We start from the raw sequence: 13,710 nt of genomic DNA on the forward strand, positions 1-13,710 counted from the left end.
CGGCCTCGCCCCCATGGTCATCATGTCACTTTGCGACCGGTTCGTTCATTGCCCAAAGCACGCCGAAGGGATCACGCAACTGGCCATAACGGTCACCCCAGAACATCACCTGTAATTCGGTGACGACAGTAAAGCCGGCATCGACGGCGCGTTTCCACCAGGCATCGATATCCTTGACGGGCAGCATGACGGTGAAGGCCTGCGGCTTTTCCAGCGGGTAGCCGTAGTCGGGATAAGGGTCGCTCAGCATCAGCGATGAACCGTTGATGTAGAGATGCACATGCATGGTGCGGCCTTGCTCATCCGGCGGATGCGCACCGGCAAGCTCGGCACCCAACGCCTTACCATACACTTCGGCCGCCTTCATGGCGCCATCCACCTGCAGATAGGCCACAATGCCGCCCTTGACCGGTGCCGGCTGCTGTTCTGACTGTTCGACTGTGGCTTCCATGTCTTCCTCCTGTGATCGTGCCCGCAAAGACGGGATATCTTTAGGACGTAGGGCAGGGCGTGATGCCGACATAACGTTGCGAAAAAATGGTGAGGTGATTGTTTTTCGCTTTCTCGGTGACGCCGATTACTCCTCCCAGGAAATCCGTCGCGTATCGACGGCGCTATCAACAATGCGGACAATCCGGATTTCGTGATCGTCAATCGCGTAAAGTGCAAGCCATCTTTGAATAACGAGAACGCGGGCCCTCGGCGCAATGCCGGGTCTTGCCGGTCCCATTTCCGGGAAGGCAGCTAGACGATGAAGACGCTCTTCCATGCGATCAAGAATGCGGTCAGCCGATTGAGCGCCGCTCGATTCGGCGATCCATAACCATATGTCCAGCAGGTCCTGTCGGGCGCGGCTGGAATAAACGACCCCTTTGCGCATCGATGACACTCGCGATTTGCTCAGGCGCCCTCGCTAAACCGCTTACGGGCCGCAGCTTTGATTTCGCCGAGGTTTAAGGAGCGATAATCGCCGCTGGCTTCGCCTTCTCTCCAGGCCCGGCGTAATCGCTCCGTATCCAACGCCTGCCGGTCCTGTTCCTGCAGCAAACTCAATGCATCCCGAACCATATCCGTCGCGGATTGATAACGACCGGAGTCCACATGCGATTGAACGAACTCCGCGAGATCGTCGGTCAGCGAAATGATGATGTCTGTATCGTCACGCTCCATGTCGGAACATCCTTGAGATCAGGAATTGATCAGTTTGGGTTTTGGATCGATTTTACACCTGTTGTACCCCATTCCGCAAATTCCTTCGTCAGCCCTTCATAGGCCTCCATCGGCGGAAACTCCTCGAAGCTTTTCACCGCGCCGGTTTCGGCCCATGGGAATTTCGCCGAGGTATAGGTCTCGATGAAAGGCGCAAACCATGAGGCGTCGTCCAGCATGGTCGGGCGGATGTTGACGAACCAGTCCATGCCCACCGGTTTGGTGAACAGCCAGCTTTTGCAGCGTGGGCAATGATAATGATGGGTGTCGTCGCCATGGGCGCCGCCGATCACCGGTTCGCCCGCCGTCACCTCGAAACCTTGCGAGGGAATGGCCGCGGAACAGGAAAAGGCGCTGGCGCTCATCTTCTGGCAGCCGCGGCAATGGCAGGCCATGGTGATCATCGGTGGTGCGCTGATCTTCAGGCGCACCTCGCCGCAACGGCAGGACCCTTCGATCGGCAAATTCGGCATCGGCATGGCTATCTCCCTGTTTTATCCTCAGGGAGATAGCGCGGTTTCGGCAGAAATCAGGCAGGGCGTTTGGGAATATCCAGCCCGCGCTGAACGGCCGGGCGGGCAAGGCCGCGCTCCAGCCATTTTGGCACGTTCTTCAGCTCGTCATATTGCACGAGTTCACCGGCGCCATAAAAGCCGATCAGGTTGCGCACCCAGCCGAGCATGGAAATATCGGCGATCGTGTATTCGTCGCCTAAGATCCAGTCGCGGCCTTCAAGCCGGGTTTCCAGCACGCGGATCAGGCGGGCGCTTTCCTTGGCGTAACGGTCACGCGGGCGTTTGTCTTCAAAATCCTTGCCGGCGAATTTGTGGAAGAAACCGAGCTGGCCGAACATCGGCCCAAGCCCGCCCATCTGGAACATCACCCACTGGATGACCTCATAACGCCGTGCCGGATCGACGGGCAGGAGCTTGCCGGTCTTTTCTGCGAGATAGATCAGGATCGCGCCGCTCTCGAACAGGGCGAGCGGCTCGCCGTTCGGACCATCGGGATCGAGGATTGCCGGGATCTTTCCGTTGGGGTTGAGCGACAGATATTCCGGCCCCCAGGTCTCGTCGGCACCGATATTGATGAAATGCGGCTCGTAAGGCAGGCCGGTTTCTTCCAGCATGATTGAGATTTTGACGCCGTTGGGTGTCGGCGTGGAATAGAGTTGCAGGATGTTTGGATCCTGCGCGGGCCATTTACGGGTGATCGGAAAGGCGGAGAGATCGGCCATGGGGTTTCCTCGGGCGCTGTTGGCATCGCTTGTGACGGAACTCATGTCGGGTTCTGTCGCGTGATATTCAACAGATCATCCGCAAGGCGGGCTGGCAAATGCCTTCATGGAAAATCAGCACGAAAAAAAGCCGCAAGACAGGGATCTTGCGGCGTCAGCAGGGGCTGCAGTTGGTGCCGGTGCGGGTAAGGCGGTCCGCGCCGGATCTCGGGGCCGCGCAAAGCTGCGCGGTAAAATTCTTCAAAGCTGGGGGCGCTTCATTGGCACCGGAATGTTGATGACCGTGCCGGTGAAAACCTGGTCGGCCGGCTGCGCGTTGGTCGCGGCGGCAATCTTCTGTGGCATCGGCTGCTGCGACGGATCGGAAATGATGGCTTCGACGGTCTTTGCCTCAACAGCCTTGGCCTCGTCTTCCGCAAGGCTCTTGTCGAGCAGTTCATAAGCCACGCGGGCGCCTTCCTTGGCGCGGTAGCCCAGTGCGGTGACAGTTTCGGCACCTTTCACGCAGACATCCGGCTTTTCGACGCAGAGCGAAGACACATAGTCATAAGCGCCGGTGGCGGCGGCAATGGCGTTTGCCATCTCGAACGGTTTCGGGCCGTTTGCTTCGTCGCTATGGGCGCTGAAATAGGACAGGGCCACGAGGCCTAAACCGAAATAAACGCTACCCTTGATCAAAAACCACATTGTCTTATCCGTTTCGCCCTGTTGTCGGCTGCCGGTTCTTGCCCGGTTCTGACACACAGCTTATGCGCCATCCCCGAATGCCGGCTTATGTCAGAGCCGCGAATTTTCGCAAAATTTGTATCGAATTTTATCTATTCAAATGCCTGTGCGTATTCGACACACATTCGATGCTTGTTTGCCTCAAATTTTAGCGGTCCCTGTTAAGCATATTTATGGCGGTGAAGCCTGAAGTCACGGGTATCCACAGGCAAAAGACTTGCCCAAATCGTTAACGTCGAGCGGAAAATGCAGGCAAATCCGTCGCTTACGCCCCGTTAACCATACCGGAAAAAGTACCCTGAAAAAGCGTCGGAAAGTCATGTTTGGGCCTCGCCGGATGGCTGAATGCGGCCATTTTTATCCTTTCCTTAAGCCGCCGACGCCTATTGTCGGCTCCATGAAAACCGTGAATTTTTGGGTCCGGGCGTGCGTGTATTGAGTAACATCGGCTTGAGGGTGGTCGCGACTGTCGACCATACCGCGGTTCGCTGGCTACAGCACCTCGGCGAGGGCGATTGCGCCCGTGCCGGCGAGGTCGTCGCTTTGCGATGCCTTGCGTTTGCAGCCCTGCCTTCCTTTATCGTCGTGCCGCTTCTCCTCGTCGCGGTCATGGCGCCGTCGCTGGCGCTGCCGCTTGGCGTGGCCATCGTATTCTCCTTCTTCCTGGCGCTGGCAACGGCCGTGATCGCGCTGCCGCGTTCGCGTGGTGAGCGTATTGCCGCGCCGATGACGGACATGGATCAGGTCATGTTCGATGCCTGCCCGGGTCTCGTGCTTTACGCCGACGCATCCGGCCGCATCCAGCGTGCCGGCGGACGCGAGCGCAACCGCATGCCTTCGATGCTGATCGAGCCGGTCGGCCTGATGCTTGCCGATATCGTTCATGTTTCCGATCGTATCGCGGTTGGTCAGGCTTTTGACGCGCTGCGCCTAGGTTCGGAGAGCGCGCAGGTTGATGCGCGCGTCGCCCGCCCGGTCGACCCGGAAACCGGTCGCCAGTTCATGGCCTCGCGCCTGGACATGACGGCGGTGCGCAACGAGTTCGGCGATCTCGCTGCCGTCTTCGTGCAGCTGCGTGACGTTTCGGAAGAAATGAAACTGCGTGAGGAAATCCGCCTCGGTGCCGAAGAGGTGCGTTCCGCCCATGAAGCGAAGTCGCGTTTCCTTGCTGCCGTCAGCCACGAGCTGCGCACGCCGCTCAACGCCATTCTCGGTTTTTCCGACGTGCTCGCCGGCGAATATTTCGGCAAGCTCGCTAACGATCGCCAGCGCGAATATGTCGGCCTGATCCGCCAGTCGGGCGCGCATCTCCTGTCGGTGGTCAACACCATGCTCGACATGAGTAAGATCGAGGCCGGCCGTTACGAGCTGATGACCGAGCCCTTCATGATCGCCGATGCCGTCGAGGCCTGCCGCGCCATGCTCGATCTGCAGGCGCGCGAAAAGGGCGTGACGCTGACGACCCGTATCCAGCGCGGTCTGGGCGAGGTGACGGCCGATCGCCGTGCGCTGCAGCAGGTGCTGATCAACCTTGTCGGCAACGCCATCAAGTTTACCGATGCCCATGGCGTCGTGTCGGTTGATGCGGCTCTTTCCGGCGGGGATCTGGTGCTGACGGTCTCTGACACGGGTATCGGCATTGCTGCCGACAAGTTGAACCAGATCGGTCAGCCTTTCGTGCAGGTTCAGGAGCATTACACCCGCGCTCATGAAGGCACGGGGCTTGGCCTGTCGCTGGTCAAAGGTCTGGTGGCGCTGCATGGCGGCACGTTCGCGATGGCCAGCCACCCGGGCGTTGGCACGGTGGTGACGATCGTTCTGCCGGCCGATGGTTCGGGTGTTCTTGGCGCCAGCGAGGCTGCAGAGATCGCCTTCGAATTTCCTCCACGCCTGACTTCGGCTGTGGAAAACCAGCGTCTCCTTGCTCATGACAAGATCGGACGGCTAGAAACCGACGAGACAGACATTCAGGCACAGGACTTTGCGGATGAACGCGCAGAAGCGAAAATCGCCTGATCGCAAGAAGGGCACGGCCAGGGCTAAGAACAGCCAGCCGGCCCTCTTCATTCAGGCCATCTATGCGGTGGGCAGCTTTGCCGCGCGTTATCCACGCGTGATTGGTGGCGGCGCCTGCTTTGCCATCATCTTCGGTTTCGTTTCGGCCAATGCGCTCTGGTACCAGCCGGGCGGCCATCCATCGCCCTTCCTGCGCACCCGCGATATCGAGGATCCGAATGGCATTCCGGGCTATCGCATGGCACGTCCGCAGCCGCCGGCAGATGTCACGACGTTTCGCATCGAGCGCGCCGATGACAGCAGGCTGGTGACGGCAACGCCTGCAGCCCCTCAGCCGGCCGTTCAGCCGAGCCAGCTCGTCGCCGATATTCAGCGCGAACTGACAAGGCGTGGCCTCTATGACGGCGCCCATGACGGCGTCATTGGTACCCGCACGGAAGCGGCCATCCTGTTTTTCGAACAGACAGCCGGCCTGCCGCAAAGCGGTGCGCCGACAGAAACTCTTCTGGCAGCGTTGAGAGCCGAACCGCAGACAGCGGCGCCTCAGGTCGCCGCCGTTCCACCGGCAGCGGCGCAGCCTGCCAGCAGTCCTGTGCCAAAACCGCGCCCGACGGAAAATCTGAAAGGCGAGGATCCCGTTGCAGCGGCGATCCGCGCGGCCGAGAGCGGTTCGGCAAAGCCGATCGCAACGCCCGTGAAGGCGACACCGGCATCCGTTCGTCCGGAACCGGCGGCACTCCGCACGGCCGACAATCGCACCTCGACGACGGGGAGTGGCCTGCCGTCACCGGACATGGTGCAGCAAATCCAGCGCGGCCTTGCCAATATCGCCTATACGGATGTGTCGGTGGATGGGGTTGCGGGATCGCAGACCAAGGCGGCGATCCGCCATTTCGAGCGCCACTACCGCCTGCCGGAAACCGGCGAGCCGAACGAACTGGTGCTGAAGAAGCTGAAATCGATCGGCGCGCTGTAAGGCGCGCCTTTCGTGATGTCGCGGATCGATCAGGGGCGCTGCTGCGCAAACACGATCATCTGCCAGACGACCGGGCCGAGCAGTTCATGACGGTGATGGTTGGCGGGCAGGGCGCCGCCCTTGCCGACAGCGGTTTCGTCACCACAGGTCTTGCAGCGGTAGATGCCGCCATTGGCCACGACCTGGCCGGGCTGCCAGTCGCGATCGAAAGCCGGGACATTGGCTTCGCGCAGAAAATTCGAATATTTGAACTGTGCCATTGCAGATCCGCTTGCCGGTTTTTCGGACATTTCGATGTCGTCGCAACCTTGCTGAAGGACAGCGACGAGCGGACTATGCGGGCGCCAAATTGATAATTGGTGAAATGGGTTGGCTCGGACCAATTTTGCGTGGTCGCGCAACGGGTTCCGATCCCAGCGCTTATACGATACATGTCGCCCATGCGCATTCGTTCCGACATTTTTGTGTCCGCCCTGATCCGTCGTGCTTTTTCCGCAGGCGGTTTTGCTGCCATTGTGCAGAAAGGTGCCGAGGAGGCGGGTGCCATCTTCATCCGGCAGCGGTTTCGCGATGGGCTGGAAAGCGTCTACGGCCCGGCGCCGCAGACTTTTGCGCGTGACGATGATGGGATGCGGCGCTTCGAGACGAGGCTTGCCCAGGCAGAGGCGTCGGCCGTCGATGCCGTCATTGCGCGCGAGGCGCGGTTCGATTCGGATCTCTGGGTGGTCGAGCTGGAGCTGGACGAGATCGGCGACCTATTTGAGGTCGTCAAAACCGCCGAAAACTGAGAATCAACGACGGTTGGTGCCGGTGCGCAATTCTGCCGGTTCGGCTTGCGTCGGCTCCGCATTGGCAGACCTGCGATCCTCGTAGGTATAGCGGTCGGCGCGGCCCCAAGCTTCCACCCGGCGTCCGCATTCGTCGGTATCGAGGGCATCCCAAAGACGTTCGGACTGCGGCACGCCGCCTTCCAGTTCGTCGAGATGGTGGTAGAGCCGCTCGAGGATCAGCAGCGACTCATTGCGCGGCATGCCGATGCCCTTCAGCGTGGTGGCCAGTTGATGGCCGGAAATGTCGAGCATGATGCGTTCGGCAAGCCAGCGGCTGGCGGAAAGCGTATCGGCAAGGGCCGTGGCAAAAAGATCGGTTTCGCGGTTGCGGGCAAAACGCACCAGCAGTGCTTCCTGCATGGGCGTCACGGTGCGCAGACCCAGCCGATCGCTTTCAGGGCGCACCACATGGGCGGCCATGGCGCGCAGGCGCTCGCGAAGAGCCTCGTCGCGGGTCGGGTGCACGGTTTCATCCAGCAGCGGTGGCTGTTGTTTGGCGGCCTTTGGCTTCTCTGCCGCCATCTGGCTGGCTTCCGGCGCATGGCGCAGGCCGACAAGTGCGTCAATCACCATCGGCGACAGGTTTTCCCGGCGCACGACGGCGCGGGCATGTGCTGCCCCTTGCGTGCGGGCAATGGTGATCAGCGTCTGGTCGTCCAGGCATTTCGATGCGGCAATGAACGGTGCTGCAATGGTGATCGGCTGGCTGGCGATAAAGAAAGCGACAGCGGAAGGAATGTTTGGGCATTGCGACAGCGCGGCCACGGCCTGTCGGCGCGCCTCTTCGCTGGAGGCTGCATAAAGCGGCTGAAACAATTCGGCAAACTGGCGCAGTTCCGACCTGGAGGGACGTTCGAGCGCCTCGAAGCTCGTGACGGTGGCCATAAGAACCACATCCTTCCTGCGCATGGCCTGCGGCCTTTCAAGTTCCCGAAACCGGTCCACGGATAATTCCAACAACGCAATACTTTGACACCGAAACCACCCGGCAGAACACACCGTGGCGGGGGACAGGTTTCAGACAGTATTTGCGATTTCGGCATGCCGCCGGTCCGCAAACTCTGTCTCACCATGAGGCAGGAGCATAGGCAGATCAGGGTTAACGAGCGGTGAAGGCTGGCCGGTTTCGGGACGCGAACCTGCCATTGCCGACTGTTGAGACGGGGCTGTTTTCTTGTCCGTGATTTTTTGTATGGAGACGTCGAACCGAAATCCGGCTCATGCGTTTTCATGGGAGCTTTGCGAGAGCGCAAGCCTGGCACAACTTTTAATAAGGATAAAGTCGCTTATTAGCATTAGCGAATTGTTAAGTGTCCTGACTGAGACTGGCATGCATGCCCCGGAATATAAGGGTTGTTGGCGATTTTATCGCGGGCACCCCAAGGTTGCGGAGGCTTCCTGAAACGGAAAGTCGATAATGTCGGCAACCTCCGGTTTCAGGTCAGGATGGAATGTCGCTAAGTCCCGCTCACGAAGAGCAGGACATGCTGACGAGAAAGGCGCAAATGACCCCGGAAACGGGATGCGCCGGCCCCTGAAAAGGGCAGGGTGAAATCGGTCCGTCCTTCATCCGTCTCGAAACCCCTATGGAGACGTGCAATGGCAAAGATCATTGTTATGGAAAAATGGCGTGAACAACATCCCGGTCGCGTTCCGGTGCGCAGCGCGCATTCGGTGACGGGAAAGGTCCTGATCTATACGGGCGTACGGTACGAACGGCGGGAAGCCACGGATCACCGCTCGATGGATCTGGTTCCGGTTCGCGCCGAAAACTGAGACTGCATACCAACGCCGGCGGTGCCCGGGATCGGGCGTATTGTGCCGGGCGTTATTCGGCCGGCTGGCAGCCGGCGGAAGACAGGAAAGCTGCGGCGAGAGGCCGATAGCTTGGTTGCGGCGCCATGGCGCGCAACACCGCGTATCCTTGCGTCTGGGCGGATTCGATGAGAATGGACTGGTTGAGCCCCTCGGGCATCGCCTTGCGCAGCGCCGTCGCCTGCAGCGGGGTGGCGATGATCACGTCCAGCTTGCCGCCGGAAGACGTGCGGTCATTGATGGAAAACGTCTCGTTGGATGCTGGATCATAAACCGCCAGCGACCAGAAAGGCACGCCTGAACCTGCCGTCAGCTGAACCGGGCGCTCTTCCGTGTCGAAGGAGCAGACGGCCGTCTCCAGAAACGGATCTTCCTGCGCAAGGCCGGCAGCGTCGGGTTTCTGGTCGAGAATGTGGAAGGTAAAGGCCTCACCTTCGGAGAGCACGCGGCTATAGGCATCGCGATCGCTGAATGTCGGCAGCGACAACACGATGACAAGATGCAGCAGGGCTGCGCCGACAATGCCGACGGCAATCGCAAGAAGAAGCTTAAGCATTGCCGCACCCGATCTTTTCCACCTTTGGCATCGACAGGTCGATCAGACCGGAACTGCCGGCGGTCGGCGTATCGAACAGGGTCAGTACCAGCCGGAAGGGTTGCGCGGGGGCAACCGCCAGCCAGTTGTTCGGCTGGGCGGATGCGGAAATCGTCACGACAAAACCACCATCGGCACTGCGCAGCACTGTGCGAGAATTGAGGGCTGCGGGTAATTCCGCATTTTCCGCGGGCGGGCGACCATTGGCGTCATTGGTGAACAGCGACCAGAGCCGCGCGGGCGGCGTGTGGCCGGAAAGGCGATAGCTGCAATTGCCATCCAGCCGTGCACCGCTGTCATCGACTGCGGCGGTAAAGGTCAGGCCCTCGGCCGTGCCGTAAAGCAGCTTGCCTGCATTGGCGCGGTGCGATTTCGCATAAGGATCGGCATTTCTGGTCTGTGCCTGCGGAAACGCTTCCCAGGCGCCGAGCTTGATCGCCCCGAAGCCGATCGTGGCCTCGAGCGCCACCAGCGTGGACCAGATGCCGCCGCCAAAGGCGATGGCAAGCGAAATGGCAATGAGAAGGGGAACACGCAGCACGTTCTATTCTGGACCTCGCAAACGGTGGCCGAGGCTTAGCATTGATTCTGTTTGGAAGAAACCGGGGAGGGAGGTGATCCTCATCAGGATGAGGGCTTGCCGGAAAAATGCCAGTGCGACGTCATCCCGGGTTAAGTCGTGATCGGTCCATTCTGTCGGCGCGCCAGCCACCCACTCATCACCTCCGCCAGTTTTTCCGGCGCTTCCATCGGCACCATGTGGCCGGTCTTCTCGATCACGGCAAATGCCGAGCCGGCAATGCCCTCGTGCAGTTCCAGCGCTTCCTCGCGTGATCGCAACCGGTCCTCGTCGCCGGCGATCACCAGCGTCGGGCAGGTGATCGTGCCGAGTTCACCGCGCTCGTCGCGGCGGTCGAGCAGCGATTGCCGACGGAACACGGTGCCGCCGAAGCGTTGGCCCATCTCCTGAATGCGCATGATCAGATCTGTTCTCCCGGCATTGTCCGGATGCAGCGAGGAGGCAACGGCCACGGAACTGAGGCCTTTGAAGGTTATGCCGTCCGGTTGGCCGGCCAGCGCCTGTTTGCGTTTGACTTGGATCTCGCTGTCGCCGCGCGCTGAGGTGGCGATCAGGATCAGAGCCTCCACCCGGTCCGGTGCCTGTCGCAAGATTTCACGGGCGACATAACCGCCCATGGAAAAGCCGACCAGCGTGAATGTCGGCGGCGCATTTTTCAGGATGCTCTGTGCCATCTCGGCAAGCGTGTCGCCCTCGGTGGCGACGGCGTGGGTGACTGGCCCCCATGGCGCCAGTGCCGGTTCCACGTCGCGCCAGAGATCGGCATCGAGCATGAAACCGGGAATCATCAGAAGTGTCATGGCATTTCCCTGCATCGTCTGGAGCAGTATGGGACGTATTTCCCAATTGTATAGATTTTTAAGTCTCGGCTTATGAACGTGTTATGGGTCCTCTGATACCTCACGTGCCGAAGGGGTATGGTATGAAAATCAGAGTATTTGTAATATTCGGGGCGACCTATTCGCTGTTGCTTGGCGCGCTGGCGGGCGTCGATAATCTTATCTTCGGGCTTCTCGATTGGGATGCGACTGCAGACGGTATCGACAATCTTCTGGGCCTGCTTTTCTTTGTTGTCGCCATTTTGTTGTCGATGACCAGACAGGTGCATGCAATGCTCGGGGGAGCAGTGGATTCCTGTGGTTTTCGGGGCGCCTTGTCGGAGAACCGCTGGAGCCTGATGATCGGTATCGTGCTCATCACGACCGTCATCAACCTTGCCGTGACGCTGCTTTCCTCCGCTTATCTGGCCGAAGAGATGGTGTGGCCGTTGCCACTGCGCACCGCGGTCCTGTCGGTGGTTTACGGCATTCTGGCGCGTGTGATCATCGTCGAGAGCGTGGAACGGATGCGGTATGCGTGATCGACCTGGCCGCTGCGGGACAATCCTGCGGCGGCCATGGTATTCATCTGATGAAACGTGCTCTACGGTTTCACATCCAGACTGATCGGCGTCACTTTTGCCGTTTGCGGCCGGGCAGGGGTGGTGTCGGATACCGTGCCGGGTGCCGTGCCTGCAACGACAGGTCCGGCCCCCTTCAGGCTTTCCGAAATACCCCGCAGCACACGTGCTGTTTCGGCAGACAGCGTACGCGGGCGCATCAAGGTCGGTGCGATCGGTTCGCCGCCCTTGTGTCCCGCCTCGGCCACGGCCGGGCCGGTGGCGTGATTGCCGTGCGGCAGCGGGTTTTCGATGCCGGGGATGGGGCGAAGCTCGATGCCCTGATGCGCGTAATCCATCAGCTTCTTGAACGTCATGGCCGGCAGCGCGCCGCCTGTCATGTTGTTCATCGAGGTGAAGTCGTCGTTTCCGAACCAGACGGCGCCGGTGTAATTGCCGGTATAACCGATGAACCAGGCATCACGGTAGCTTTGTGACGTGCCGGTCTTGCCAGCGGTGACGACGCCGCCATCGAGTGCTGCGCGGCGCGCCGTGCCGATGACCGGGATCTGCGTGAGAATGCGGTTCATCGAAGACATGGCCTGTTCCGAGACTACGCGCTGGGGGGCCGGTTCGTCGCGATTGAAATCGTAGAGAACCTCGCCTTCGTAATTGATCACCTGCTCGATGCCGTGGCGGTGTGCCTGCAAACCGCCGGCCGGCATGACGGCATAGGCCGTCGCCTGGTCCATCACGGTCACTTCGGACGTGCCGAGCGGGATGGTCTTGTCGCGGCGCAGCGGCGTTTCCACGCCCATCTTGATGGCGGTGTCGGCGATCACGTCGGTGCCGAGCTCGTCCTTGGCGAGGCGAACCGGCACGGTGTTGAGCGACTGCGCCATTGCCGTCAGCATGCTCACCCTGCCTTTGTAGGAGCGCGCATAGTTTTGAGGCGACCAGCCACGCCAGGTGATCGGCGCATCGGAAATCATGGTTTCCGGTGTGAAGCCGCGCTCCATGGCCGCGGTATAGGTGAACAGCTTGAATGAAGAACCCGGCTGGCGCAGTGCCTTGGTGGCGCGGTTGAACTGGCTTTCGCCATAATCGCGGCCGCCGACCATGGCGCGCACGGCGCCGCCGTTTTCGATCATCACGAGCGCGCCCTGCTTGACGCGGTAACTTTCGCCGAATTCGCGCAGACCGGATTCGACCGCTGCTTCGGCTGCCTGTTGCAGGCCGGTATCGATCGTGGTGCGCACGACCACGGACCGTTGGCGAATCTTTCCAGCCGCCGCCAGCCGCTGTACTTCGTCGAATGCCCAGTCGAGGAAATAGTCGGGAGCAGTGACTTCCGCACGGTCGATTGCCGTCGCCGGGTTGCGGCGGGCGGCCACGACCTGGCCTTCACTCATCATGCCGCTCTGCACGAGATTGGTCAGCACGTCTGCGGCACGTGCACGCGCTGCCGGCAGGTTCACATGCGGGGCATATTTTGCCGGTGCCTTGAACAGGCCTGCCAGCATGGCGCTTTCGGCCAGGTTCACTTCGGTTATGTTCTTGCCGAAATAGAATTGCGATGCCGCCGCCGCGCCGAATGCGCCGCCGCCCATATAGGCGCGGTCGAGATAAAAGGACAGGATTTCCTTTTTCGACAGGTTCACTTCCAACCAGACCGATAGGAAGGCTTCCTTTATCTTGCGTTCGATCGAACGCTCGTTGGTGAGGAAAAGGTTTTTCGCCAGCTGCTGGGTCAGCGTCGAGCCGCCCTGAACGACACCGCCCGCCTTGGCGTTTTCCGAGAGCGCGCGGCCAAGCCCGATGAAATCGATGCCGTAATGCTCGAAGAAGCGGCGGTCTTCCGTCGCCAGAACCGCCTTGATCAGATGGTCCGGCAGCTCGTCTATCGGCACGGAGTCTTCATGAATGATGCCGCGATGGCCGACCACGTTGCCGTAACGATCAAGGAAGGTCACGGCGAAATCGCCGCGATTGCGCCAGTCTTCCTTGGTTTCCTCGAAAGCGGGCAGGGCAAGCGTCAGAAGCACGACTGAACCGGCAGTGCCTAATGTCATCGCTTCGCCGGCAAATTCGAAACCGAGGCGTTTCCAGCCGCGCACGCGAAAACGGCGGAAGAAGATGGTGATCTCTTCCCAGGTCTCGGCCAGCTTGAAACCGAGATTCCAGACAGTCGAATCGATCCAGCTATCCAGCTTCAGGAAAAAATGGCGCTTGCGGCGCGGACGTGCCTTGTCGGATCCGCTGCCTCCAGGTCCGTTCTCCGGCACTGTCTTCCGGCTCTCTTCGGAGCCATTGTCGTCTCGCACGCCGGTGCTCCCACGTCTCATTTT

At 60.4% G+C, this 13,710-nt stretch carries 17 protein-coding genes; 5 read left to right on the plus strand and 12 right to left on the minus strand.

The window, feature by feature from the left end; genetic code table 11:
• Positions 1 to 25: 25 nt before the first annotated feature.
• The 6 genes from J2T09_RS21225 to J2T09_RS21250 form a co-directional block, all read right to left on the minus strand.
• Positions 26 to 451, minus strand: coding sequence for a VOC family protein (locus J2T09_RS21225; protein ID WP_306838209.1), 426 nt, complete (start codon positions 449 to 451; stop codon positions 26 to 28).
• 126 nt (positions 452 to 577) lie between these two features.
• A complete protein-coding gene (locus J2T09_RS21230) occupies positions 578 to 880 on the minus strand; it encodes a type II toxin-antitoxin system RelE/ParE family toxin (protein ID WP_306838211.1) in 303 nt (100 codons plus the stop codon).
• 20 nt (positions 881 to 900) lie between these two features.
• Positions 901 to 1,170: a type II toxin-antitoxin system ParD family antitoxin gene (locus tag J2T09_RS21235; protein ID WP_306838212.1), complete on the minus strand. Its 270-nt coding sequence runs from the start codon at positions 1,168 to 1,170 to the stop codon at positions 901 to 903.
• Between the two features lie 29 nt (positions 1,171 to 1,199).
• Positions 1,200 to 1,688 carry a GFA family protein gene (locus J2T09_RS21240; protein WP_306838214.1) on the minus strand — a complete coding sequence of 163 codons (489 nt, stop codon included), beginning with the start codon at positions 1,686 to 1,688 and terminating at the stop codon, positions 1,200 to 1,202.
• A gap of 50 nt (positions 1,689 to 1,738) precedes the next feature.
• The gene (locus tag J2T09_RS21245) at positions 1,739 to 2,446 is read right to left on the minus strand and encodes a glutathione S-transferase N-terminal domain-containing protein (protein WP_306838217.1); all 708 of its coding nucleotides are present in this window, start codon (positions 2,444 to 2,446) and stop codon (positions 1,739 to 1,741) included.
• A 240-nt stretch (positions 2,447 to 2,686) separates the two neighbouring features.
• Complete coding sequence (locus tag J2T09_RS21250; protein WP_306838219.1) at positions 2,687 to 3,133, minus strand: DUF5330 domain-containing protein; 447 nt, start codon at positions 3,131 to 3,133, stop codon at positions 2,687 to 2,689.
• 465 nt (positions 3,134 to 3,598) lie between these two features.
• On the opposite strand from J2T09_RS21250, the gene J2T09_RS21255 reads away from it, so the two are divergent.
• Together J2T09_RS21255 and J2T09_RS21260 are read left to right on the plus strand one after the other, a co-directional pair.
• The gene (locus J2T09_RS21255; protein ID WP_306838221.1) at positions 3,599 to 5,188 is read left to right on the plus strand and encodes a sensor histidine kinase; all 1,590 of its coding nucleotides are present in this window, start codon (positions 3,599 to 3,601) and stop codon (positions 5,186 to 5,188) included.
• Positions 5,160 to 6,164 (plus strand): peptidoglycan-binding domain-containing protein, encoded by a 1,005-nt coding sequence (locus J2T09_RS21260; protein ID WP_306838222.1) that lies wholly within the window; start codon positions 5,160 to 5,162, stop codon positions 6,162 to 6,164. The genes J2T09_RS21255 and J2T09_RS21260 overlap by 29 nt, the downstream gene beginning before the upstream one ends.
• 29 nt (positions 6,165 to 6,193) lie before the next feature.
• On the opposite strand, the gene J2T09_RS21265 is transcribed toward J2T09_RS21260, so the two are convergent.
• Positions 6,194 to 6,424: a hypothetical protein gene (locus J2T09_RS21265; protein ID WP_306838224.1), complete on the minus strand. Its 231-nt coding sequence runs from the start codon at positions 6,422 to 6,424 to the stop codon at positions 6,194 to 6,196.
• Between the two features lie 180 nt (positions 6,425 to 6,604).
• Between J2T09_RS21265 and J2T09_RS21270 the strand changes: the two genes are divergently transcribed.
• Positions 6,605 to 6,952: a DUF1491 family protein gene (locus J2T09_RS21270; protein ID WP_306838227.1), complete on the plus strand. Its 348-nt coding sequence runs from the start codon at positions 6,605 to 6,607 to the stop codon at positions 6,950 to 6,952.
• A 3-nt stretch (positions 6,953 to 6,955) separates the two neighbouring features.
• On the opposite strand, the gene J2T09_RS21275 is transcribed toward J2T09_RS21270, so the two are convergent.
• Complete coding sequence (locus J2T09_RS21275; RefSeq protein ID WP_373458555.1) at positions 6,956 to 7,903, minus strand: DUF2336 domain-containing protein; 948 nt, start codon at positions 7,901 to 7,903, stop codon at positions 6,956 to 6,958.
• 690 nt (positions 7,904 to 8,593) lie between these two features.
• Here J2T09_RS21275 and J2T09_RS21280 point away from each other — a divergent pair.
• Positions 8,594 to 8,770: a hypothetical protein gene (locus J2T09_RS21280; protein WP_306838231.1), complete on the plus strand. Its 177-nt coding sequence runs from the start codon at positions 8,594 to 8,596 to the stop codon at positions 8,768 to 8,770.
• Positions 8,771 to 8,822: 52 nt separating this feature from the next.
• Here J2T09_RS21280 and J2T09_RS21285 read toward each other — a convergent pair whose 3' ends face one another.
• The 3 genes from J2T09_RS21285 to J2T09_RS21295 form a co-directional block, all read right to left on the minus strand.
• The gene (locus tag J2T09_RS21285) at positions 8,823 to 9,365 is read right to left on the minus strand and encodes a DUF1254 domain-containing protein (RefSeq protein ID WP_306838233.1); all 543 of its coding nucleotides are present in this window, start codon (positions 9,363 to 9,365) and stop codon (positions 8,823 to 8,825) included.
• Positions 9,358 to 9,945 carry a DUF1214 domain-containing protein gene (locus J2T09_RS21290; RefSeq protein WP_306838235.1) on the minus strand — a complete coding sequence of 196 codons (588 nt, stop codon included), beginning with the start codon at positions 9,943 to 9,945 and terminating at the stop codon, positions 9,358 to 9,360. Before J2T09_RS21290 ends, J2T09_RS21285 begins: the two co-directional genes overlap by 8 nt.
• Before the next feature lie 131 nt (positions 9,946 to 10,076).
• Positions 10,077 to 10,784: an alpha/beta fold hydrolase gene (locus J2T09_RS21295; protein ID WP_306838237.1), complete on the minus strand. Its 708-nt coding sequence runs from the start codon at positions 10,782 to 10,784 to the stop codon at positions 10,077 to 10,079.
• 122 nt (positions 10,785 to 10,906) lie between these two features.
• On the opposite strand from J2T09_RS21295, the gene J2T09_RS21300 reads away from it, so the two are divergent.
• Positions 10,907 to 11,344: a hypothetical protein gene (locus tag J2T09_RS21300; protein ID WP_306838239.1), complete on the plus strand. Its 438-nt coding sequence runs from the start codon at positions 10,907 to 10,909 to the stop codon at positions 11,342 to 11,344.
• Between the two features lie 62 nt (positions 11,345 to 11,406).
• Here the strand turns inward: J2T09_RS21300 and J2T09_RS21305 are convergent, their stop codons facing one another.
• Positions 11,407 to 13,707: a transglycosylase domain-containing protein gene (locus tag J2T09_RS21305; protein WP_306838241.1), complete on the minus strand. Its 2,301-nt coding sequence runs from the start codon at positions 13,705 to 13,707 to the stop codon at positions 11,407 to 11,409.
• Positions 13,708 to 13,710 lie beyond the last annotated feature (3 nt).

It is taken from the genome of Neorhizobium huautlense (assembly GCF_030811685.1).
Taxonomy (GTDB): Bacteria; Pseudomonadota; Alphaproteobacteria; order Rhizobiales; family Rhizobiaceae; genus Neorhizobium; species Neorhizobium huautlense_A.

Excerpts from the sequence above, each read along its gene's own strand:
- J2T09_RS21275 (WP_373458555.1), bottom strand. The coding sequence starts at position 7,903 with ATGCGCAGGAAGGATGTGGTTCTTATGGCCACCGTCACGAGCTTCGAG.
- J2T09_RS21295 (WP_306838237.1), bottom strand. The coding sequence starts at position 10,784 with ATGACACTTCTGATGATTCCCGGTTTCATGCTCGATGCCGATCTCTGG.
- J2T09_RS21240 (WP_306838214.1), bottom strand. The coding sequence starts at position 1,688 with ATGCCGATGCCGAATTTGCCGATCGAAGGGTCCTGCCGTTGCGGCGAG.
- J2T09_RS21265 (WP_306838224.1), bottom strand. The coding sequence starts at position 6,424 with ATGGCACAGTTCAAATATTCGAATTTTCTGCGCGAAGCCAATGTCCCG.
- J2T09_RS21235 (WP_306838212.1), bottom strand. The coding sequence starts at position 1,170 with ATGGAGCGTGACGATACAGACATCATCATTTCGCTGACCGACGATCTC.
- J2T09_RS21260 (WP_306838222.1), top strand. The coding sequence starts at position 5,160 with ATGAACGCGCAGAAGCGAAAATCGCCTGATCGCAAGAAGGGCACGGCC.
- J2T09_RS21270 (WP_306838227.1), top strand. The coding sequence starts at position 6,605 with ATGCGCATTCGTTCCGACATTTTTGTGTCCGCCCTGATCCGTCGTGCT.
- J2T09_RS21300 (WP_306838239.1), top strand. The coding sequence starts at position 10,907 with ATGAAAATCAGAGTATTTGTAATATTCGGGGCGACCTATTCGCTGTTG.
- J2T09_RS21250 (WP_306838219.1), bottom strand. The coding sequence starts at position 3,133 with ATGTGGTTTTTGATCAAGGGTAGCGTTTATTTCGGTTTAGGCCTCGTG.
- J2T09_RS21225 (WP_306838209.1), bottom strand. The coding sequence starts at position 451 with ATGGAAGCCACAGTCGAACAGTCAGAACAGCAGCCGGCACCGGTCAAG.
- J2T09_RS21245 (WP_306838217.1), bottom strand. The coding sequence starts at position 2,446 with ATGGCCGATCTCTCCGCCTTTCCGATCACCCGTAAATGGCCCGCGCAG.
- J2T09_RS21285 (WP_306838233.1), bottom strand. The coding sequence starts at position 9,365 with ATGCTTAAGCTTCTTCTTGCGATTGCCGTCGGCATTGTCGGCGCAGCC.
- J2T09_RS21280 (WP_306838231.1), top strand. The coding sequence starts at position 8,594 with ATGGCAAAGATCATTGTTATGGAAAAATGGCGTGAACAACATCCCGGT.
- J2T09_RS21305 (WP_306838241.1), bottom strand. The coding sequence starts at position 13,707 with ATGAGACGTGGGAGCACCGGCGTGCGAGACGACAATGGCTCCGAAGAG.
- J2T09_RS21230 (WP_306838211.1), bottom strand. The coding sequence starts at position 880 with ATGCGCAAAGGGGTCGTTTATTCCAGCCGCGCCCGACAGGACCTGCTG.